The organism is Thermogemmatispora sp. (genome assembly GCF_019683635.1).
Lineage (GTDB): Bacteria > Chloroflexota > Ktedonobacteria > Ktedonobacterales > Ktedonobacteraceae > Thermogemmatispora.
In genome coordinates this window covers 1-17758 of record NZ_JADGIA010000014.1, presented here as the reverse complement: position 1 = coordinate 17758, position 17758 = coordinate 1, and the positions used below count along the sequence as shown (strand labels likewise).

Below are 17758 nucleotides of genomic sequence, written 5' to 3'. Positions count from 1 at the left end.
ATAAGCCAGGGTTGAGCTGGTCCTCGCTCAAGGAGTTGTTCCATCTCGAAGAAGGCTACTTCTCGCTCGTGCTGGTGACCATCGTCGTCTATAGCACCATCTGGTCGGTGCAGGTGGCCGGCTGGGTAGCCCATCTGGAGGTGCTCACCCTGACGACCGCACTTGGCCTGCTGCTCGGCCTGTTGGCCGGGCGCCAGCGCTGGCTCCCTCCCTGGCTTGTTCTGCCGCTGGCCCTCATACTCGGTCTGCTCATCGCCTACTGGCAGACCGCAACTGCTGACTTCAACAGCAGCTTTCCTCTCTTCTTCAGCGCCCTGCGGGCCTGGGTGGCGATCGCTCTGGCTGGCGGCACGAGTAGCGACGATTCGATCTTTCTCTTCCTGATCACTGCTCTCAGCTTCTGGCTGGCCTATGCCAGTGTCTGGCTGGTCTATCGCACTCGTGTGCCGCTGCTGATGATTCTGCTCAACGGCGCGGTCCTGCTCATTAATCTCAGCAATGTGCCCGTTGGCTACCTGATCTTCCTCTTTGTCTTTTTGTGTGCCTCTCTGCTGCTCTTGCTGCGCTTTTCTCTCTTTGAGTCGATGCGCCGCTGGAAGCGACTGGGTCTGCGCTGCGCCGACGACCTGGGCTGGGACTTCATGCAGGCCGGCCTGCTGGTCTCGCTGGCGGTGGTTATTCTCTCCTGGATTCTGCCGGGCAGCTATGTCAATGCCGATGCCGCTCAGATCTGGGATCTTGACAGCAACCCCTGGGTGCAGGTTGAGAATGCCTGGAACCGTCTTGTCGCTGTCAATGGGGGAGTAATTCCATCGAATCGCGGCAACTTCACCAATTCGCTGGTGCTGGGTGGCAATCCGCATCTGAACAACGACATCGTTTTCCGCATCACGAGCAGCGAGGGAGGGCAATATATTGCCTCGCTGGCCTATGACACCTACGATGGGCGTGGCTGGTCGACCAGTCCCACCTACAGTATCTCGCTGCCGAAGGGTCAGCAGATTCCGCCCGAGGGCACGCCTGTCCATGCCGTGACGCTGCAGATCACAGTCGTCAATCCCCCGGGCGAGCAGCAGCCCTACCTCTTCACGCCCTGGCAGGCGGGCCAGCTTGACCAGCCTGCGGTTGTGCTCGTGAGCAAAAACACTACCAGCATCGTGGCCGTGCTGCGCAAAGGGTCGAAGCTAGCGGCAGGTGATCATTACACGGTCCAGTCGTATGCCTCCTCGGCGGATGTCAAGACTCTAGAATCGGTCCCTTTCCCTTCCGCAGCTCCCAAGCTGCCACCCAACTACGAGGGCCCTCTCCCCACCAATTATTATGATCCCGCCATCCTGCAGACCTATCTGCAGTTGCCTCCCCATCTTGATCCCAATATTCGCATCCTGGCCGAGCGGCTGACCGCCAGCGCTCACACCATGTACGACAAGGCAGTGGCCTTAGAAAACTACTTCCGTGGCTACACCTACTCAGTCGATGTCCAGCTGCCTCCCGGCGATGAGCCGGTCTCCTGGCTGCTCTTCCGCAGCGGTCACCGGGCGTTCTGTAATTACTTTGCGACGGCGATGGCGGTAATGGCGCGCGAACTTGGGATGCCGGCGCGAGTGGTGACTGGCTATGCGCCAGGCACCTACGATCCTTCTACCCATCAATGGGTTGTGCGTGGTACTCAGGCCCATGCCTGGACTCAGATCTACTTCGCTGGCTATGGCTGGATCAATTTCGAGCCTTCGCCGGGATTTCCGACCTTCACGCGCCCGCTTCCCAATCAGTACAGCTCGTCAGATAGTAGCTCGACAATCGCATCCGGTCAGAGCATTTCGCCCAGCGCCACGACGCCGCGGCGTCTCCCGCTGCCGAATGATGAAAGCGGGGTGGTGGGAGGCAGTTCCCAGGGGGGCGGTCTGAGCTGGCAGCAGTCATTGAGCTACTTCGCCCTGAGCGTAATCTTTGCTCTTGCCTGCCTGTTGATGCTCTTTGCCATCTGGTGGCGGCGGCTCTTCCGCCACTTGCGCCTGACAGCCCAAATCTACGGGCGCATCTGCCTGTTGGCGAGCTGGGCCGGCCTCACTCTCCGTCGCGCTGAGACGCCTCATGAATATATCCAGCGCCTCAGTCACCTGACTCCCGAGCAGGCGCCCCTCTTGCAGCGTCTGGGGGATCTCTACGTGCGCGACCTGTGGGCGCCCCCGGGCAGCCCTGAGCACCCAGCCAGCTCGGGTGAAATGCGCGAAGCGCCAGCCCTCTGGCGGCAGATTGAGCCGCGTCTCTTCCTTTACCTCCTGCGTCATCCGCATGTGCTGGCCAGGGCGCCTGTGCACTTTATCCGTTGGCTCTGGGAACATCTGCGCCGTCTCTGGCGCCGAGGTCGCTCGTTCGATTTGCCAGCGCCAACCGTCCTGGAGGACCTCTGACGCTTGTGTGCGAGGTGAGAGAGAAGGCTCAGCCGGAAGGAGCCAGGGAGCACTTGACCTGCTCTCCCTCTTCCATAAAGGTGGGCCGCCGGGGACCTCTGGATTCATCGAGGGGAGGAAGGCGGCCCCCTCTGGCTCTCTCCCGGGGATTGACATGGCTGCCTCTCTCCTAGTATCCTTGTTCGGTGAGGTTTCAAGGCACTGACCTGTGAGTCAGCAACGGCTTCGCCTCACACTGCATGGGGGCGGGTCACCTCATGCCACCATGCTCTGCTGTCCGACGGGGCAGTGGGCTGTTGTCGACCAGCCCTCAAGCCCGGGCCGCTGCGGCTGCGGGCAAGCCCCCTGGCTCAAGCTAGGGGTCGTTGACTAAACTGTACGATGCCACCTTGCTTTCCCAAGCCAGGGTGGCATGTGCCCTTTAAGCTGATCCTTATGGAGTGACGCGATGATTGATCGTGTTGTGCTGGAACAGGATCGGGAGATGCTGGCCAGCATCCGGGAACGGCCTCTGGAGATTCCCGATGCCTATCCGGTGAAGCTGCAGGTGCTCGACCTGGCTCGCCACGTGGTCGTCGCCCCGGATGGAAAGCGCTATGTGCTAGCGACCTTCGATGATCGCCGCCTGGGCCGCGGCTTTGTCACAGCTGTCTATCCTCAGCAGAATGGTTATCTCACCCTCTATCGGTTGGTGATCTACGAGCATAGTAGCAATACCCCGCAAGAGGCGATTGAGTGTCATAAACGACTGGCAAAGATCATCCAGCAAGGGCAACTGCTACAGTTTGTGAAACAGGCGAAAGCCGAGGCGAAAACCGAGGCGAAGGCCGGGCAGGGTAGCCGTTAGCCCGGCCTTCGCTCTATTGGCCAGCGTTGATCTTCCCTTGACAAAGCGATTTTTCTACCGTATACTTGTTCTAGACTTTTTCTAAAAAGTAATCATTCACTCGAAGTCCTGTGGCCCCGTGCCGCTGGTTCGGGGCCTTTGGTTTGGTGTCCCCATCTGGGACTAAAAGACATTCGCTGCGCTTAGCGCAAGCCCAAGGATAGGGGGTGAGCTAATGGTAAGCAATCATGCGCTCCTGGTCTCTTTGCCTCTGCAGCAGAAGAGGAGCAGGGGGATTGTTTTGCCTTTCGCTACCTCTGCCTTTTCCGAGGGCTTCGCTGGCCTTTCTTCGCTGCTACTCACTACTCCGTGCCTGGTTGACTCGGGGATCAGTGGGCCCATTAGGGGGGAGCCACCGCCTGTTTTACGCCTGGCGCCTGATGTGTGACAAAAGCGCCAGGTGCTGAAGAGCGACCTCTCGACCGTGGGCACTGAGACAGCAACCTTCAGTCCCACGGTTTTTTGTCGCCTTTTTCCTGGTCGAGCGAAGACTTCCATCCTGATCCCTGGGTTGCTGAAGCCTCGGAGTGCTGAGACTGAGAAGCCTCGGAAAAACAGGGCCGAGTTCGCTTCCGTCGGCCACGAGACTCCACTATTCACCTGCTCGACATGTCTGTCCGCTCATCTGACCCAGAGCTAGCTAACGGACTGGCTGATTGACTGGTCCAGTTTGAAGCCTGTCATGGCCTTGCCATACGACTCGTCCTGAGCTGTGTGCTTCCAAGGCGGGTGGAGCTGTCCTTTAGGGCAGATGGAAGACCGGTCGAGTGACCGTGGTAGCAGACCCTGGCTGGTAGTATCTTTCCGATCGACCGTTCTGGTTTCTCTCCACGCTGGAGAGCAGCGTGGACCGGACGGGGACAGCCAAGACGATGCTCACAAGCAAAGGAGGTTTACTGCATGGCGATGCAGCGCCTGCTCCCAACATTACCTACATCGACGATGGCAGATCACCAAGAGGAGCAAGATGCTGTTCTTGTTGAGGAGGTCACGAAGGTCTTTACGAAGTCTCGTCCCTGGCTGCCCTGGCAGAAAGGAGAAGACGCGCGCACGGTGCGGGCGGTGGATCAGGTGAGCTTACGGGTTAAGCGCCGCGAAATCATTGGCATTCTCGGCTCAAATGGCTCGGGCAAATCCACCCTGATTCGCATTCTCTCCACGCTGCTCATTCCTGATAGCGGGCGGGTCACGATCTTTGGCTACGACGTCGTGCGGGACGAGGCCATCGTGCGCCGTCTGATCAACCGCGTGAGTGTTGAGGCTTCCTTCTTCAAGAAGCTCTCGCCTATGGAGAACCTGATCTATGCGGCGCGCCTCTACAACCTACCAGGGCATCTGGCGCGCGAGCGAATTGTCTCCATCCTGGGGCGCCTGGGAATCGGGGCCGCGCGCATTAAGCAGCCGCTGGAGGATATGTCGCGTGGCATGCAGCAGAAAGTCGCCATTGCCCGCGCTTTTCTGACGGCCCCCGTGCTGCTGCTCCTGGATGAACCGACGACTGGCCTCGATCCTCGCTCAAAGCTGGATGTGCAAACCTTTGTCCGCGAGCTGCGCGAGGTTCACGATGCGACGATCCTTCTGACGACCCATGATCTGGCGGAGGCTGAGGCTCTCTGCGATCGTGTCGCGATTATCGATCAGGGACGTATTGTGGCGCTTGGTTCGGTTGACGAGCTGAAGCAGGAAGTGATGCGCCAGCTGGGGCTGAACGTACCCGCGAGCATGCATCAGGTGTTCATGCACTATACAGCCAGCCATCGCATCACGGAAGAGGATATTCTGCGCTATGGCAGTTGGGAAAAAGCCTTTGAGGCTTTAGAAGCTATGCGGGAAGAGGAGGAATAAAAGTATTTATGATGTTTAATGCTTTAGTGCACCGAGGGCGGGCAACCTACGCTTTCTTTGAGCGCAACTGGAACCTGACCAGACGCTACTGGGCCTGGGAAATTGTCTGGTTGCTCTACAACATCGTCAACGCTCTCAGCGTGACCTTCATCGGGGCTGCTGCGGAGCAGATTACCGGGGCGAAGGTCAAGTTCGACACCAACTCCTTGCTGTTGGTGCTCGTGATCGGCACCTCGGTCTGGTCCTATCTCAGTGTAACCTTCGACGGCGTGACTGACATTATCAATATGGAGCGCTGGGAGGGCACCATCGAATATACCTTTATGGCCCCCATCTCGCGCTTCACCCATATGGTCGGGAGCTGTCTTTACGCTGTTGCTCATGGACTGCTCTTTACGCTGATACAGCTGCTGGTCATTGCAGCTTTCTTCCATATCGATCTAAGCCATGCTAATTATCTGACGGCGCTTTTTTTGCTGTTGCTAGGTAGCATCTCATTTATCGGCTTTGGCATCGGGGCAGCGATTCTACCGCTGCTGTACACGGAGAAGGGCATGCAGATGTCGTTCATCGTCAAAGCCGTCCTGTTGCTGGTCTCGGGGGTCTACTATCCTATCTCAGTGCTGCCGGGCTGGATGCAGCCGCTAGCGCGTATTTCGCCAGCTACTTATGTACTGGAGGGCCTGCGCGCAGCGATCATGCAGGGCCGGCCTCTCTGGTCTCCTGAGATCTGGAGCTGTACCTGGCCCCTGATTCTGACGGGCCTGATTAGTGTGCCAGCGAGTGTCTACGCTTTTAGTCTGGCGGAACGCTATGCCAAGCGAACGGGGAAGCTGAAAAGAAATGGCTGAGGCCCAGGCCCTGGCCGCTCTGTTGAAGGTCTGTCGCCAGCTGACAGGCTGAAGAGCCAACCAGCGAATGGGCTAGGGCTGGGCCATTTATCGCCGTGGTTTCCCCTTCCGGAGGAGGAAAACGGATGGCTGTTTACTTGCGCGATCTCTCGGCGCGCACTCCGACAGCCGCGGACCTGCCGGCTGTCAAAGAACTGTTTGCCATCTGTGCACAGGTTGAAGGGGAGCAGGAGGGCCATGAGGAAGATGGAGATCTCAGTGCAAGCTGGCAGCGAATGGATTTCCAGCTGAACAGTGATGCCTGGTTAATTCTGACGCATCAGGGGCAGGTGGTGGGCTACGGTGCTGTTTGGAATGTCGCCGCCGCTGGGGCTGAGTTGGCGAAAGGGTGCAACTGGGCTTTCTGCGTGCGCGTTCACCCGGCCTATCGAGGCCGAGGTATTGGCACCCTCTTACTGCGCCTGGCGGAACAGCGCGCGCGTGCCGCCCTGGAGAACGTTGAAGCCAAAGAGCGTGCCTGCGCCTTGCTCACAACGACGGTGGCCTATAGTAACCGGTCCGCCCGAGCCTTATTAGAACGTGAAGGCTATCACTTAGAGAGGAGCTTTTGGCACATTGTCATTGAGAGTCAGACGCAAGCAGCCTGGTCTGAGCGAGGGCGCCTGACGCTAGAGCTGGAATTGGAAGAGGAGGTACGCTCAGCTCCCGATTCCAAAAGCCCGGCACGGCTGTTAGAACCTGCAGGGAGAACGATGGTGCGCCACTACTGCTGCTATGAGAAACAGCTATTGTCTGGAGCGCTCAATCTTCTGAAGACAGAGTAGCGCAAAGCCTAGTGCTGCTTCTGACTGATAGCCAGGGCCAGCCTCTTTTGCCTTGCTCGTCTGGGACTCCACCACGCGTGGCGAGTGAGGGCTGAGGCTGGCCTACTTGGTTTCTGGAGAGAGAGGGAGGGGGGAGGGCGTTACTTTCTTTCTGCCTCTCCCGTCCTGATGATAGAGAGCTGTTCGGGGGAACTATTTCATCAGGGAGAGAGAGGATTGTCATTGATGCCACTACTGGCTCTTTCTCTGAGCAGTGCTTCTGATCATCAGGGATTGCGTATATTATTGCTGGTGCTCCTTATCGTAGCAGCCGTCCTGCTGATCGTAGGAGGGATTATTGCCGTTTGGACCTTGCGCAGCTATCGCAAGGCCACAGCAGCAGGCCACTATGGCCTCTCAGGCGAAGGTGAGGGTCAGGCGACGCGCTTCTAAGCATGGAGAGGGCTGGACAGGTCAGGCTGGCAAGCTGGCTGTGAGCGCTAACGGCGACCTCACTGAGGAAGAGGGGGCAAAGCAAGCGGCGAGGAAACTGACCTACGTGCGACGACCTGGAGAGATAGGCAAGTAGGTTGGCTGGAACTTGAGGGGGCAATATGGTGCGGCGATCGGCCATCCCGCTTATTGTGGGAACCTTTCTCTTGCGCGTCAATACAGGTGCTGGGGGGATCGTCCTGGGGCTGTTCCTGGCCCGCCTGGCTATTCATGCAGGACATCACATTACGGCCATTCAGGTGGGCCTGCTGGCTGTCGTCTATTATGCTACTGAGCTAACGCTCGCGCCGTTCATGGGAGCGTTGAGCGATCGCTGGGGACGGCGCCTTTTTATGGTTCTTGGCCCGCTACTGGGTGTGCTGGGGATGCTGCTGATACCGCTGACTCCTATGACCTCGCCGTTGCCCTTCTTACTGACCTTGCAGGTGCTTGCGGGCCTGGCGACAGCGATGATCACCCCGTCAGTCCTGGGCTACCTGGCCGATTTGACCAGGCGGAATGAGCAAGGACGCATGCGGGTTATGGGCTTCTATGAGCTGGCGACCAGTGGCGGGATAGCAGCCGGGGTCGTCGTAGGCGGCTTTGCCTGGGACCGCTTTGGTTCCTGGGCTTTTGCTCTGTTAGCCCTCTTCTATGCCTTGGTGACGCTCTGCATGTTCCTGGCTCCTCGTGTGACCCAGGTGACTGAACACACTGGCCCGGCGCTGCTGGTGAGACGCTATCTGGCAATCTTGCACAAGCCGCGCCTCTTTATCTTTATTCCTGCTTGGATCTGTATTAGTGCCCTGCTGGGTATCTGGGTCAGCTCACAGCTGCCTTTCTTGCTCTCCCGCCCTGGACGCATGGGTGATCAGCTCTTAATGGGAATCATGAGCGGACCTGGTGGCGGTGGTCGTCTGAGCCTGGTCCTGGGTAGCTATGTCCTCTTCTTCGGTCTCTCACTTCTCTTCTGGGCCTGTTTCCTTGCCCATCTGCCCCGCCTGATGATGATGCTCACTTCCGTCACTGGTCTCTATGTGGGCGTGATAGCCCTCTGGGGCATGAATCACCGCCTCGGAGGTGATTTGGCCCCAGGGATCTGGATTCCTGTGCTACTGCTAGGAATCTTTGCGGAAAGCAGCTTTGCCCCTTCTGCCCTGGCTTACCTGGCAGATCTCACTGAGGAGAGCGCGATGGATCGCGGTCTGCTGATGGGCCTCTATTCGGTCTTTCTTGGCCTGGGCCAGTTGCTAGGCAATGGCCTGGCTGGTCTCTTCGCCCATCGTCTTGGCTTTGACGGCCTGATTTGCCTGACAGCCATCCTTGGCCTGGTTGCACTGCTCTCACTCCTGACACTCCTCCGTCTCGAACAACGTTACGCTGCTAAGGCCAGAGAGACAGGCGAAACCTCAGTTGCCGAACGCTCACGCATCGCTTCTTTTTAGTTAGTTAGCCCGAGAGGCGAGCTGGCAAACTAGCCAGCGCGCTCGGCGTTGGCGCCCTTCTCCTCGCCTGGGAAGATATAGAAGGTGCTCAAGACTCGGGCCACCGCGCGCTGTTCCTGCCTGTCCTCGCTCTGGTGGTAGACCGTAGCCTCCAGCACTGCCGTGGTCCGGCCCTGATGGATGATGGCAGCCTCCGCCAGCAATTGCCCATTGCGCACGGCACGGAGATAGTTGATCTTGGCCTCGATCGTCCCGGTGCGCGTCCCTGGCGGATAGGAGGCCAGGAGCGCCATAGCCATAGCTGTATCGGCCAATGAAAAGATCACGCCGCCGTGCACCAATCCCTGGGGGTGCATCAGCCGTTCATCGACCGTCAAGCGAACTCGCCCACGCCCTGGCTCCGCCGCCTCTACGCGCATGCCCAGCAGCTGGCCGAAGCCTGGGCGCTGATTGATCTGTTCTACAAAATGATGAGTTTGCTCCACTTGCTTTTCCTGGTCCATTGGCGACTTGTTCCTCTACTGATGAAAAAAAGCGAGATGTAGATCAGCTTGTGATTTCGCCGCCCAACCCATACGGCGGCGAAGCATCGGCTTCAGCGGCGACGCAGGGCACGCTCCATCTCGCGACGGGCATCGCGCTCGGCAATAGCCTCCCGCTTGTCGTAGAGCTTGCGCCCGCGGCAAAGGCCCAGCTCAATCTTGGCGAGGCCGTCTTTGAGATAGAGCTTCAGAGGGATCAGTGTCATCCCTTTCTGGCTGACCTTGCCGAGAAGCTGGTTGATCTCGCGGCGGTGCAGCAGCAACTTGCGAGGGCGCAGCGGATCATGGTTGTGGATGTTCCCATGCTCGTAGGGAGAGATATGCATATTTTCCAGCCACAGCTCGCCGTTTCTGCCGATGGCGTACGCGCCGCGGAGATTGACCTTGCCAGCGCGAATCGACTTAATCTCGGTGCCAGCCAGAGCGATCCCGGCCTCTACCGTGCGCTCCACATCGTAGTCATGGTAAGCCTGGCGATTGACAGCGATGACCTGAATTGGCTTGCCATCGCCCTGTGCCGGCTTTTTCGTTGTCGCCTGCTTTGCCAACTGCTTCGTCATAGGACCTCCTCCGAGTGCCAGCTCCCCTTGACACACAGACAAAAGCTGTCTACTAGTATAACAGCAATGTCGTTCAGGAACATCTTCACAGCGACCCCCGCACGGAGAAGAACGCGGAGTGAGGGGCGAGCGGCTCGGCAGCCTTGACTGAGCCGTCAGAGCCGGCAGCACAGCCGGTCTGCCAGGCGCAGCCCCCAGGTGAGGAAGAGTATACATGCAGAAACCGAGAAGGTCAATTTTTTATGCGCTAGGCCAGGTGACCGTTCGGGCACGCTGGCTGATCCTCCTGCTCTGGTTACTCCTGGCTCTCGTTGCCTTACCCTTTGCGCCACGGGCCAGCCAGGTGCTTCAGCCGGGGGGATTGCTCAGTCCTGATGCTGAGTCACAGCGGGCGCTCGATCTGCTCACCAGCAAGCTCCATCTCAATCCGACGGTTGTCCAGGTGATTTTCATTAGCCAGCGCTATCGTGTGGACAGCCCGCAATTCGTCCAGCAGATGCAGCAAGCACTCGCCGAGGTGCGGAGCTGGCCTGAAGTGGCGAGCGTCGTCACCTACCTGGATAATCCACGCCAGATCTCGCTCGATCGACATGGCGCCTATGCCAATGTCATGCTCAAGACTGATCCCGACAGCGCGCCGCGCCTCTTACCCGAGCTGGAGCGCAGGCTGAGGGCACAGCCGGATCTGGAGATTCACGTTGGCGGCAGCCCTGTCTTCTACGAAGATATTCAGTTTGTCAGCGAGCGCGATCTGCGGCGAGCTGAGCTGCTGGCCTTTCCTTTTGCCCTTATTGCCCTGCTCCTGGTCTTCCGCTCTGTCATTGCCGCGCTCTTACCCACCATCATCGGTGGCGGAGCGGTGGTCGTGGCGCTCGCTATTATCTTTGGTCTGGGGCACGTCACCCCGCTGTCGATCTTTGTTTTGAACATTACCACTCTCTTCGGCCTCGGGCTGGGGGTTGACTATTCCCTCTTCATGGTCAGCCGCTTCCGCGAAGAGTTAGCGCGCGGGCGCAAGCCAGGTGAGGCGGTGGCCGTTACCGTGGCCACCGCTGGGCGAGCTGTGACCTTCTCCGGTTTTACCGTCTCAATTGGCCTCTTCGGACTGACCTTTTTCCACATCAACATGCTGCGCTCGGTAGGTCTGGGTGGCATGCTGGTGGTCATGCTCTGCGTTATAGCGGCCCTGACCCTGCTACCGGCCATGCTGGCCGTTCTGGGAACGCGCGTCAACGCCCTGCCCGTGCGCCTCTCCTGGCTGTGGCGCTGGTGGAGTCAGCGGCGGGCTGCGCATGCCGATGCAGCGGCGGAAGAAGTGGCTGTGGCTGGCGCACGCAGCGCCCTCATTCAGCCGCATCAGGGATTTTGGTATCGGCTATCGCATCTGGTCATGCGCTATCCACTGCGCTTCTTCTTCCCGGTCTTAGTGCTGCTGGTGGCTCTCGGGTTACCCTTCCTGGCGGTTCGCTTCTCGGCGCCAGGGGCCTCGATCCTGCCCCAAGATGTCCCATCGCGCGTCTCCTACGATCTCTTAATCTCGCGTTTCAACGCGCGCGAGACAACGCCCATTCTACTGGCCGTTCAGATGCAGGGCAACGTGCTGACGCCCAACAATATCGCCTTGCTCTATCGCTATGTCCAGCGGCTAGAAGCTGATCCGCGCGTGGCCCGCGTCGACAGCATCGTCAGCGCTGATCCTCGTCTGACTTTGCAGGAATATGAGCTGCTCTACACCCACCCGCAGCTCATTGCTGATCCCTATTTATCCGGTCTGCTCAAATCCTCGGTCGCGGGCAACCTGGCGATGGTCACTGTCATCAGTAAGTATGACATGCTTTCAGAGCAGTCAGAGGCCCTTGTGCTGACCATTCGCAACACGCCTCCGGGGCCGGGCATGCATGTGCTTGTCGCCGGAGGGAGCGCCAGCAACATCGACTACGTCGAGGCCCTCTACGGAGATTTCCCAAAGGCGGCCCTCATTGTGGCTGGCATCACCTATGTCGTGCTCCTGCTGCTCTTCCGCTCGCTGCTGCTGCCGCTCAAGGCCATTCTTATGAATACGCTATCGATCCTGGCCAGCTATGGCGCGCTGGTCGTCATCTTCCAGGAGGGCTTCTTGCATCAGCTGCTGGGCTTCACACCCCTGGGCTTCGTCGAAGCTTCCAGCCCCATTCTCCTCTTCTGCTCACTCTTCGGCCTCTCGATGGATTATGAGGTCTTTCTCCTCTCCCGCGTGCAAGAAGCCTACTGGGAGAGCGGCGACAATACCCAGGCGGTGGCCCTTGGCCTGCAACGCAGTGGAGGGATCATCACCAGCGCGGCTGCCATTGTCGTGGTGGTCAGCGCCTGCTTTGCCACTGCCGACATGATCCTCGTGAAGGCTCTCGGGTTGGGCATGGCCCTGGCAGTCATCTGCGATGCCACGCTCGTTCGAGGTCTGCTGGTGCCAGCGACCATGCGGCTCTTGGGCAATCTCAACTGGTGGCTGCCATTTGTCGGGGTCCAGCGCCGGCCTACCCTCCTGGCTGAGGAGGAAGCAGGCCGCCGCGAGGTCAGCGGTGAGGGAGGAACGTTAGTGAGCGGTGAGGGAGAGCGGCCTGCTCATCCCCCGTCCCAGCAAGGAGGAAGGCTATGATCAGCACGCTGCATAAGAGGGACTGCCGCCTTGGGCAGCTGCTCTATCTTCTGCTGGCACTGCTGGCCGGACTGAGCGGCTTGAGTGCCTGCGCCTTTCCGGGTATTCCGGCTACTTCAGCGCAGCTGCCGCTGGTGCCTGCCACTGCCCAGGCGACGCCTTTGCCTCCCATTCGCCTGCCCCAGGACGAGGCACCGCATAAGGACCTCACCGAGTGGTGGTACTATACTGGCCACCTCCAGGCCCGCGCCAACGACGGGCGTCTCCTGCGCTACGGCTTCGAACTAGTCTTTTTTCAAGTATTGCGTAGCGACCTGCCGCCTGTCTATGCTGCTCATTTTGCTATCAGCGACATCACCCGTGGTCAGTTTCACTTTGCGCAGCAGCGCGTGCTGCAACTGGAACCTTCATCAACGGGGGCAGGCAGCCAGGGAGGTTTTCAGCTCCAGGTCGGCCCCTGGCGCATGCAGGGGCGCAATGGAAAGGATCAACTGGCAGCTGTCATGCCGGACTATGCCCTGCAGTTGCAGCTACAGGCGCTCAAACCAGCCATCTTGCATAATGGCAACGGGCTGATCACCTATGGCCTGGCAGGCTTCTCCTACTATTACTCGCGCACTCGCCTGGCCGTCAGCGGCCTCCTGGTTGATCACGGTCAGACGCTAACTGTCACGGGATTGGCCTGGATGGACCACCAGTGGGGAAACTTCCTCACTCTGGCCGGCGGCGGCTGGGACTGGTTCAGTTTGCAGCTCAATGACAACAGCGAGCTGATGCTCTATCTGATCCGTGATGCCAGCAAACAGATCATCTCTACCTATGTGAGCTTCATAGATCCCAGTGGTCAGGACCACCTCTTGCCGGCCAGCGCTCTGCGCGTTCAAACCCTGGCAACCTGGCTGAGTCCCGTGACCCATGCCCGCTATCCTTCTGGCTGGCTGATCACCATCAGCAATGGGCGCTTCTCCGCCCAGCTCACTCTTCAGCCAGAGCTGAAAGATCAAGAGCTGGTCACCTACCAGTCGACTGGCAACGCCTATTGGGAGGGGGCTGTGAGCATCCAGGGTCAGAGCGCAGGCCATGCTGTCGACGGGGAGGGCTATGTTGAACTGACCGGCTATGCCGCTGCGTAATCCCTTGGAGGAGGGAGAGAGCGCCTGTCTTGGCGGACGGAGGTTGCTCGATCGGATCGAGCGCGCCTGTTGGTAGTCTTGCCGCCCGTCTGACAATAGAGTAGACTTCAGCAGAGAGCCAGAGCCGAGCCAGAACGCCCTGCAGAAAAACCGTTCGGTCGGCTTGAGGACAGCTCCAATAGTACCTTCAGGCCAGAGGGAGGCGCATCTCCAGCTCAGCAGAAGCAGAGTAAGGCGATCAATGCGGATGAATTTGCTGACTACTTGTGTCATCCTTTTGTGTTATACTGCTGATGATTGTGTAGAGAAAAAACTCCAGGCTAACTGTTCAAGAGGTGGTAGCCCGGTTCATTGTTGGGGGGAACAATGAAAGCAGGGACGCGCGTCTCCACGCTAGATGAATCTGCTATCGTCGAGCGTGTGTTTCGCATTATTGCGAGCGTGCGCGGCTCGAAACCCGACTATACCAGGCTTGCCGCAGAGCTGACGCCGACCATCCCATTTGACGTTTTTGGCGTAGTCCTGCTGAGGCATGACCGTCAAGCTGTGCGCGTGACAGTCTGCTGGCGAGGAGAGGGCGATGCTTGGCAAGCGCGCTATCATCAGCACCCACTAGCCGAATCGCGAGCGGAGCAGGTGCTGAAGCGCCCCATTATGCTCGTCGAGAACTATCCGCAGGGAGCGGATGGACCACCGGCGAAGGTAGGGGATGCCCTCAGCGGTCACCCGCAGCTGCGCTCGGCAGCCATTGTGCCATTAGTAGTCGAAGATCGTGTGCTGGGCACCCTGGAGCTGGGGAGCTGTCAGCTGGGTACCTATGATGATCCCTCGCTGCGTCGTCTGCTGGAAGCAGTAGGGCGGGTCCTGGCGGCTGCTATCGAAGGGGTGCAGGTAGGCGGCAGCGCCCAGATTCAGGATCGGCAGCGGGAAGCGCTCAAAGCCGTCTCCAGCGCTCTGGCTTCGACGATGGATCTGGCCACCATCTTTCAGCGCATCGTCAACGGTGTTGCTGAGGCGCTGCGCGTCTGCTCAGCGATTGTCACCATCGACCGCCCAGGGCAGAGAGGAGTCTTACGCCTCGAAGCTCAGGCGGGCCTGGAGGCTCGCACCCTCGCGCGTATTATTGAGAATGGGCAGGCCCTCAGCGAGCAGTGCATCATTGGCTACAGCCTACTTCATCGCCAGCCGCAATTTTCTAATGATATCGGCAATGACTCGCGCTTCCCGGCCAGTCAGCCTCTCTATAGCCAGCTCAAGATCCGCTCTATCTTTGTCCATCCACTGGTCACTGATTCCACCGTTTACGGAGCCTTACTGCTCTGCTCTGAAGAACCGGGCGGTTTTACACCACTCAAAGTAGACATCCTCTCACTCTTTGCGAGTCAGGCCACTATCGCCATTCACAATGGTATGCTGCTCGAAGCGGTACGGCGGCAGCAGCGCTTTCGAGAGATCATTGCGCGACTCGAAGCGACCCAAAGGCAATGGGGCGAAGAAGCGGAGGAGCAGCTACTGGAGCAGGTTCGTAGCGAATTCGAGCAGACCTTTGGCATCAGCTTTATGAGTCTCCTGCGCTTCATTGCTGACTATCTGCTGGCCTGTCCTGAGCAGAACCTGCAGGCTCTGATGAACGCCGTGCGTCAGCGCAGCCAGACTGTTGGAACCCCCCAGGCGTTGCCTGATGGGCAGATGATAGACATGGCAGGTACAAAGGGCGTTGCTCCGGCGCAAGATTCCAGCGCCGTCCTACTCACACGCGGTGCTGAGGAAGCGCTTGAGCGCGCCAGCATACTGAGCGAACTGAGCCGCCTGGTCCAGCTTCATGAGCACCTGCCGGGTCATCTTACCGATGCCTGGTTTGCTGTTGATCTCAGCGGGCGCTGCATCTACATGAATCCAGCGGCGGAGAGCCTGTGTGGCGTTCGCCTGCAAGCTGGAGATAGTCGGAGACTCGCTGAAATTTTCTCAACCCTGCTCATCCTTGCTCGCAATCGTGAGCAGCTGGAGCAATACCTCGGCCAGTTTACCCAGGAACAGGCACGGACCTGGGAGCTACGCTGTGCCTTTGCCAGCGAACCACTACGTGAGAAGACGACCACCAAAGCGGCAGACGGTGACGAGAACAAGCGACACGAGCGGCGAGGGGGAGCCGGCCAGGACGACACGAGCCTCGATCGCCACTATCTCTTCACCCGCCACCCTGTCAAAGATCAGCACGGCCAGCTCAAAGCCTACGCGCTCCAGGCCCACGATATCACCGAGCAGGTGCGCGACGAAAAGAACAAATTAGCCTTGCTCTCCTCGGTCTCGCACGACTTGCGCACGCCCCTCACCTCCATCAAAGCGGCCATCACCGGGCTGCTGGAGCCAGGCATTGTCTGGGATGAAGAGACGCGGCGGGAGATTCTGCACGAGGTCGATACCGAGACCGATCATCTGACCGTGCTCATCAACGCGTTGATCGAGATGTCGCGCATTGAGATGGGGGCTCTCACCCTAGAGAAAGAATGGTGCGACATGGGAGAGCTGCTCAACAGCGCCCTTCTGCGCTTAGAGCGCAGCCTGGGAAGGAAGCTCAACATTCGCTTGTATCTGCAGCCTCCATTGCCGCTTCTTGTCCACGCTGATTACGCACAGCTGGAGCGCGTCTTTTATAATCTGCTGGAGAACGCTCTGCGTCATAACCGATCGGACGAGGAGATTGCTGTCAAACTAGAGATCGTTGACGGCGTACTGCACGGTCGCCTTCTCGCTCATGGCTATCAGCTGCCGGAGGGAGAACGCGAGCGTATCTTCAAAACCTTTTATAGTGTTGATCTCCAGGGAAATGGCCTGAGTCTGGCCATCTGCCGAGGCATCATCGAGGCGCATGGAGGGCGGATCTGGATAGAGTCCTCCTCGGGAGGAGGAGCCATCTTTGTCTTCGCCCTGCCAGTCTGCTCCTGTGGTCCCGGTCCCGGCCCGGCCCACAGTCTGCCTTCGCCCGCTGCACGGTTGTCGGAGGAACAAGCATGAGATCCCGAGGCAAGCGCATCTTAGTTGTCGACGATGAACTCTCAATTCAGCGTATTTTGCGCAGAAACCTGCTCATGAGCGGCTACGAAGTGCTGGTAGCCGATGATGGAGAGGAAGCGCTCAAAGCTGTGCGCCAGCATGAACCTGACCTGATCCTACTCGACCTCTGCCTGCCGGGGAGCATCGACGGCCTGGAAGTCTGTGAGCAAGTTCGCCGCCAGAGTCAGGTGCCCATCATCGTCCTCTCAGCCAGAACCGAAGAGAAGCAGAAGGTCCGCGCCCTGGACCTGGGGGCGGATGATTATCTGACCAAACCCTTTAGTAACGCCGAACTGTTAGCGCGTGTGCGGGCCTGCCTACGCCGCGCTGCCAGCGGTGGGGGGGGCAGGCAACAGGAAGAGGCACAGATATTGAGCAGCAGCGATGGCTATTTGGTCATGGACGTTGAGCGCCGTTATGTGCGGGCGGGCGATCGTGAGGTTCGCCTCACCCCGACAGAATTTGAGCTATTGCGGCAGCTGATGCTGCACGCTGGCAAAGTCCTGACCCATCGCACATTGCTGCGAGCGGTGTGGGGGCCTGAGTACGGAGAAGAGGCGGATTATCTGCGCGTCTATGTTCGGCAACTGCGGCGCAAAGTCGAGCAAGAGCCTTCGCGCCCGCGCTATATCCTCACTGAGCCTGGGGTTGGCTATGTTTTCCAGGCGGATGGGAGACGTGATCAGCAGCCGACGGCTGCCTCCAGCGTGAGCAATGTCGCCCCGGCAGAGGAATAATTAATGGGATTTTAATGCTAACAAGGCCATCCTTTATGGCGAATTGAGCCGGCTTGCTGTACACTGTTATTCGGAAGAATGGGAGTTCTTTACCATATTACCGGTATTTCTTGACAGAGGCAAAGCGAGCAGGCATGCTATGGCTAGAGCGATGGTGCGGCCAAGGCCGCTCAGAGTCCTCATTGTGGGGCAGCAGGAAAGCCTGAACACCATCTTAGAGAGGCATCTGCGCCAGCGCGGTTATGAGGTCCGAGTCCTGCTGCGTGAGGGAGAGAAGGACCTGGGGGGGTGGGTAGGAGACGTCCTGTTATATGACATGGATGGAGATGGGGAGGGGGCTAGAGGAAGAGAGGGGGAGAAG

The 17758-nt window shown here is 58.9% G+C and carries 13 protein-coding genes and 1 pseudogene; 12 read left to right on the top strand and 2 right to left on the bottom strand.

Going from position 1 to position 17758, the window contains the following annotated elements:
* Positions 1-35: 35 nt before the first annotated feature.
* From IRZ31_RS03160 to IRZ31_RS03130, 7 genes are all read left to right on the top strand, one after another.
* Positions 36-2414 (top strand): transglutaminaseTgpA domain-containing protein, encoded by a 2379-nt coding sequence (locus IRZ31_RS03160; RefSeq protein ID WP_297149450.1) that lies wholly within the window; start codon positions 36-38, stop codon positions 2412-2414.
* 448 nt (positions 2415-2862) lie between these two features.
* Positions 2863-3261, top strand: coding sequence for a hypothetical protein (locus IRZ31_RS03155; protein WP_297149448.1), 399 nt, complete (start codon positions 2863-2865; stop codon positions 3259-3261).
* 945 nt (positions 3262-4206) lie between these two features.
* On the top strand, positions 4207-5145 hold the full coding sequence (locus tag IRZ31_RS03150; RefSeq protein ID WP_363325632.1) for an ABC transporter ATP-binding protein: 939 nt from the start codon (positions 4207-4209) through the stop codon (positions 5143-5145).
* Positions 5146-5153: 8 nt separating this feature from the next.
* Positions 5154-5996 carry an ABC transporter permease gene (locus IRZ31_RS03145; RefSeq protein WP_297149444.1) on the top strand — a complete coding sequence of 281 codons (843 nt, stop codon included), beginning with the start codon at positions 5154-5156 and terminating at the stop codon, positions 5994-5996.
* Between the two features lie 125 nt (positions 5997-6121).
* Positions 6122-6820: a GNAT family N-acetyltransferase gene (locus IRZ31_RS03140; protein ID WP_297149442.1), complete on the top strand. Its 699-nt coding sequence runs from the start codon at positions 6122-6124 to the stop codon at positions 6818-6820.
* Between the two features lie 225 nt (positions 6821-7045).
* The gene (locus tag IRZ31_RS03135; RefSeq protein WP_297149440.1) at positions 7046-7252 is read left to right on the top strand and encodes a hypothetical protein; all 207 of its coding nucleotides are present in this window, start codon (positions 7046-7048) and stop codon (positions 7250-7252) included.
* Between the two features lie 161 nt (positions 7253-7413).
* A complete protein-coding gene (locus IRZ31_RS03130; protein WP_297149438.1) occupies positions 7414-8736 on the top strand; it encodes an MFS transporter in 1323 nt (440 codons plus the stop codon).
* A gap of 29 nt (positions 8737-8765) precedes the next feature.
* Here IRZ31_RS03130 and IRZ31_RS03125 read toward each other — a convergent pair whose 3' ends face one another.
* Together IRZ31_RS03125 and smpB are read right to left on the bottom strand one after the other, a co-directional pair.
* Positions 8766-9239: a PaaI family thioesterase gene (locus IRZ31_RS03125; RefSeq protein WP_297149436.1), complete on the bottom strand. Its 474-nt coding sequence runs from the start codon at positions 9237-9239 to the stop codon at positions 8766-8768.
* A 92-nt stretch (positions 9240-9331) separates the two neighbouring features.
* Entirely contained in the window at positions 9332-9838 is a 507-nt protein-coding gene (smpB, locus tag IRZ31_RS03120) for an SsrA-binding protein SmpB (protein ID WP_297149434.1), read from the bottom strand.
* Positions 9839-10052: 214 nt separating this feature from the next.
* Here smpB and IRZ31_RS03115 point away from each other — a divergent pair, with 214 nt between their 5' ends.
* The 5 genes and pseudogenes from IRZ31_RS03115 to IRZ31_RS03095 all read left to right on the top strand — a co-directional run.
* The gene (locus tag IRZ31_RS03115; protein WP_297149432.1) at positions 10053-12473 is read left to right on the top strand and encodes an MMPL family transporter; all 2421 of its coding nucleotides are present in this window, start codon (positions 10053-10055) and stop codon (positions 12471-12473) included.
* A complete protein-coding gene (locus IRZ31_RS03110; protein ID WP_297149430.1) occupies positions 12470-13606 on the top strand; it encodes a lipocalin-like domain-containing protein in 1137 nt (378 codons plus the stop codon). Before IRZ31_RS03115 ends, IRZ31_RS03110 begins: the two co-directional genes overlap by 4 nt.
* A gap of 366 nt (positions 13607-13972) precedes the next feature.
* Complete coding sequence (locus tag IRZ31_RS03105) at positions 13973-16621, top strand: GAF domain-containing protein (RefSeq protein WP_297149428.1); 2649 nt, start codon at positions 13973-13975, stop codon at positions 16619-16621.
* Positions 16618-17397: a response regulator transcription factor gene (locus IRZ31_RS03100; protein WP_297149426.1), complete on the top strand. Its 780-nt coding sequence runs from the start codon at positions 16618-16620 to the stop codon at positions 17395-17397. The genes IRZ31_RS03105 and IRZ31_RS03100 overlap by 4 nt, the downstream gene beginning before the upstream one ends.
* Before the next feature lie 139 nt (positions 17398-17536).
* Positions 17537-17758 (top strand): annotated as a pseudogene (locus tag IRZ31_RS03095) (hypothetical protein); the annotation flags it as partial.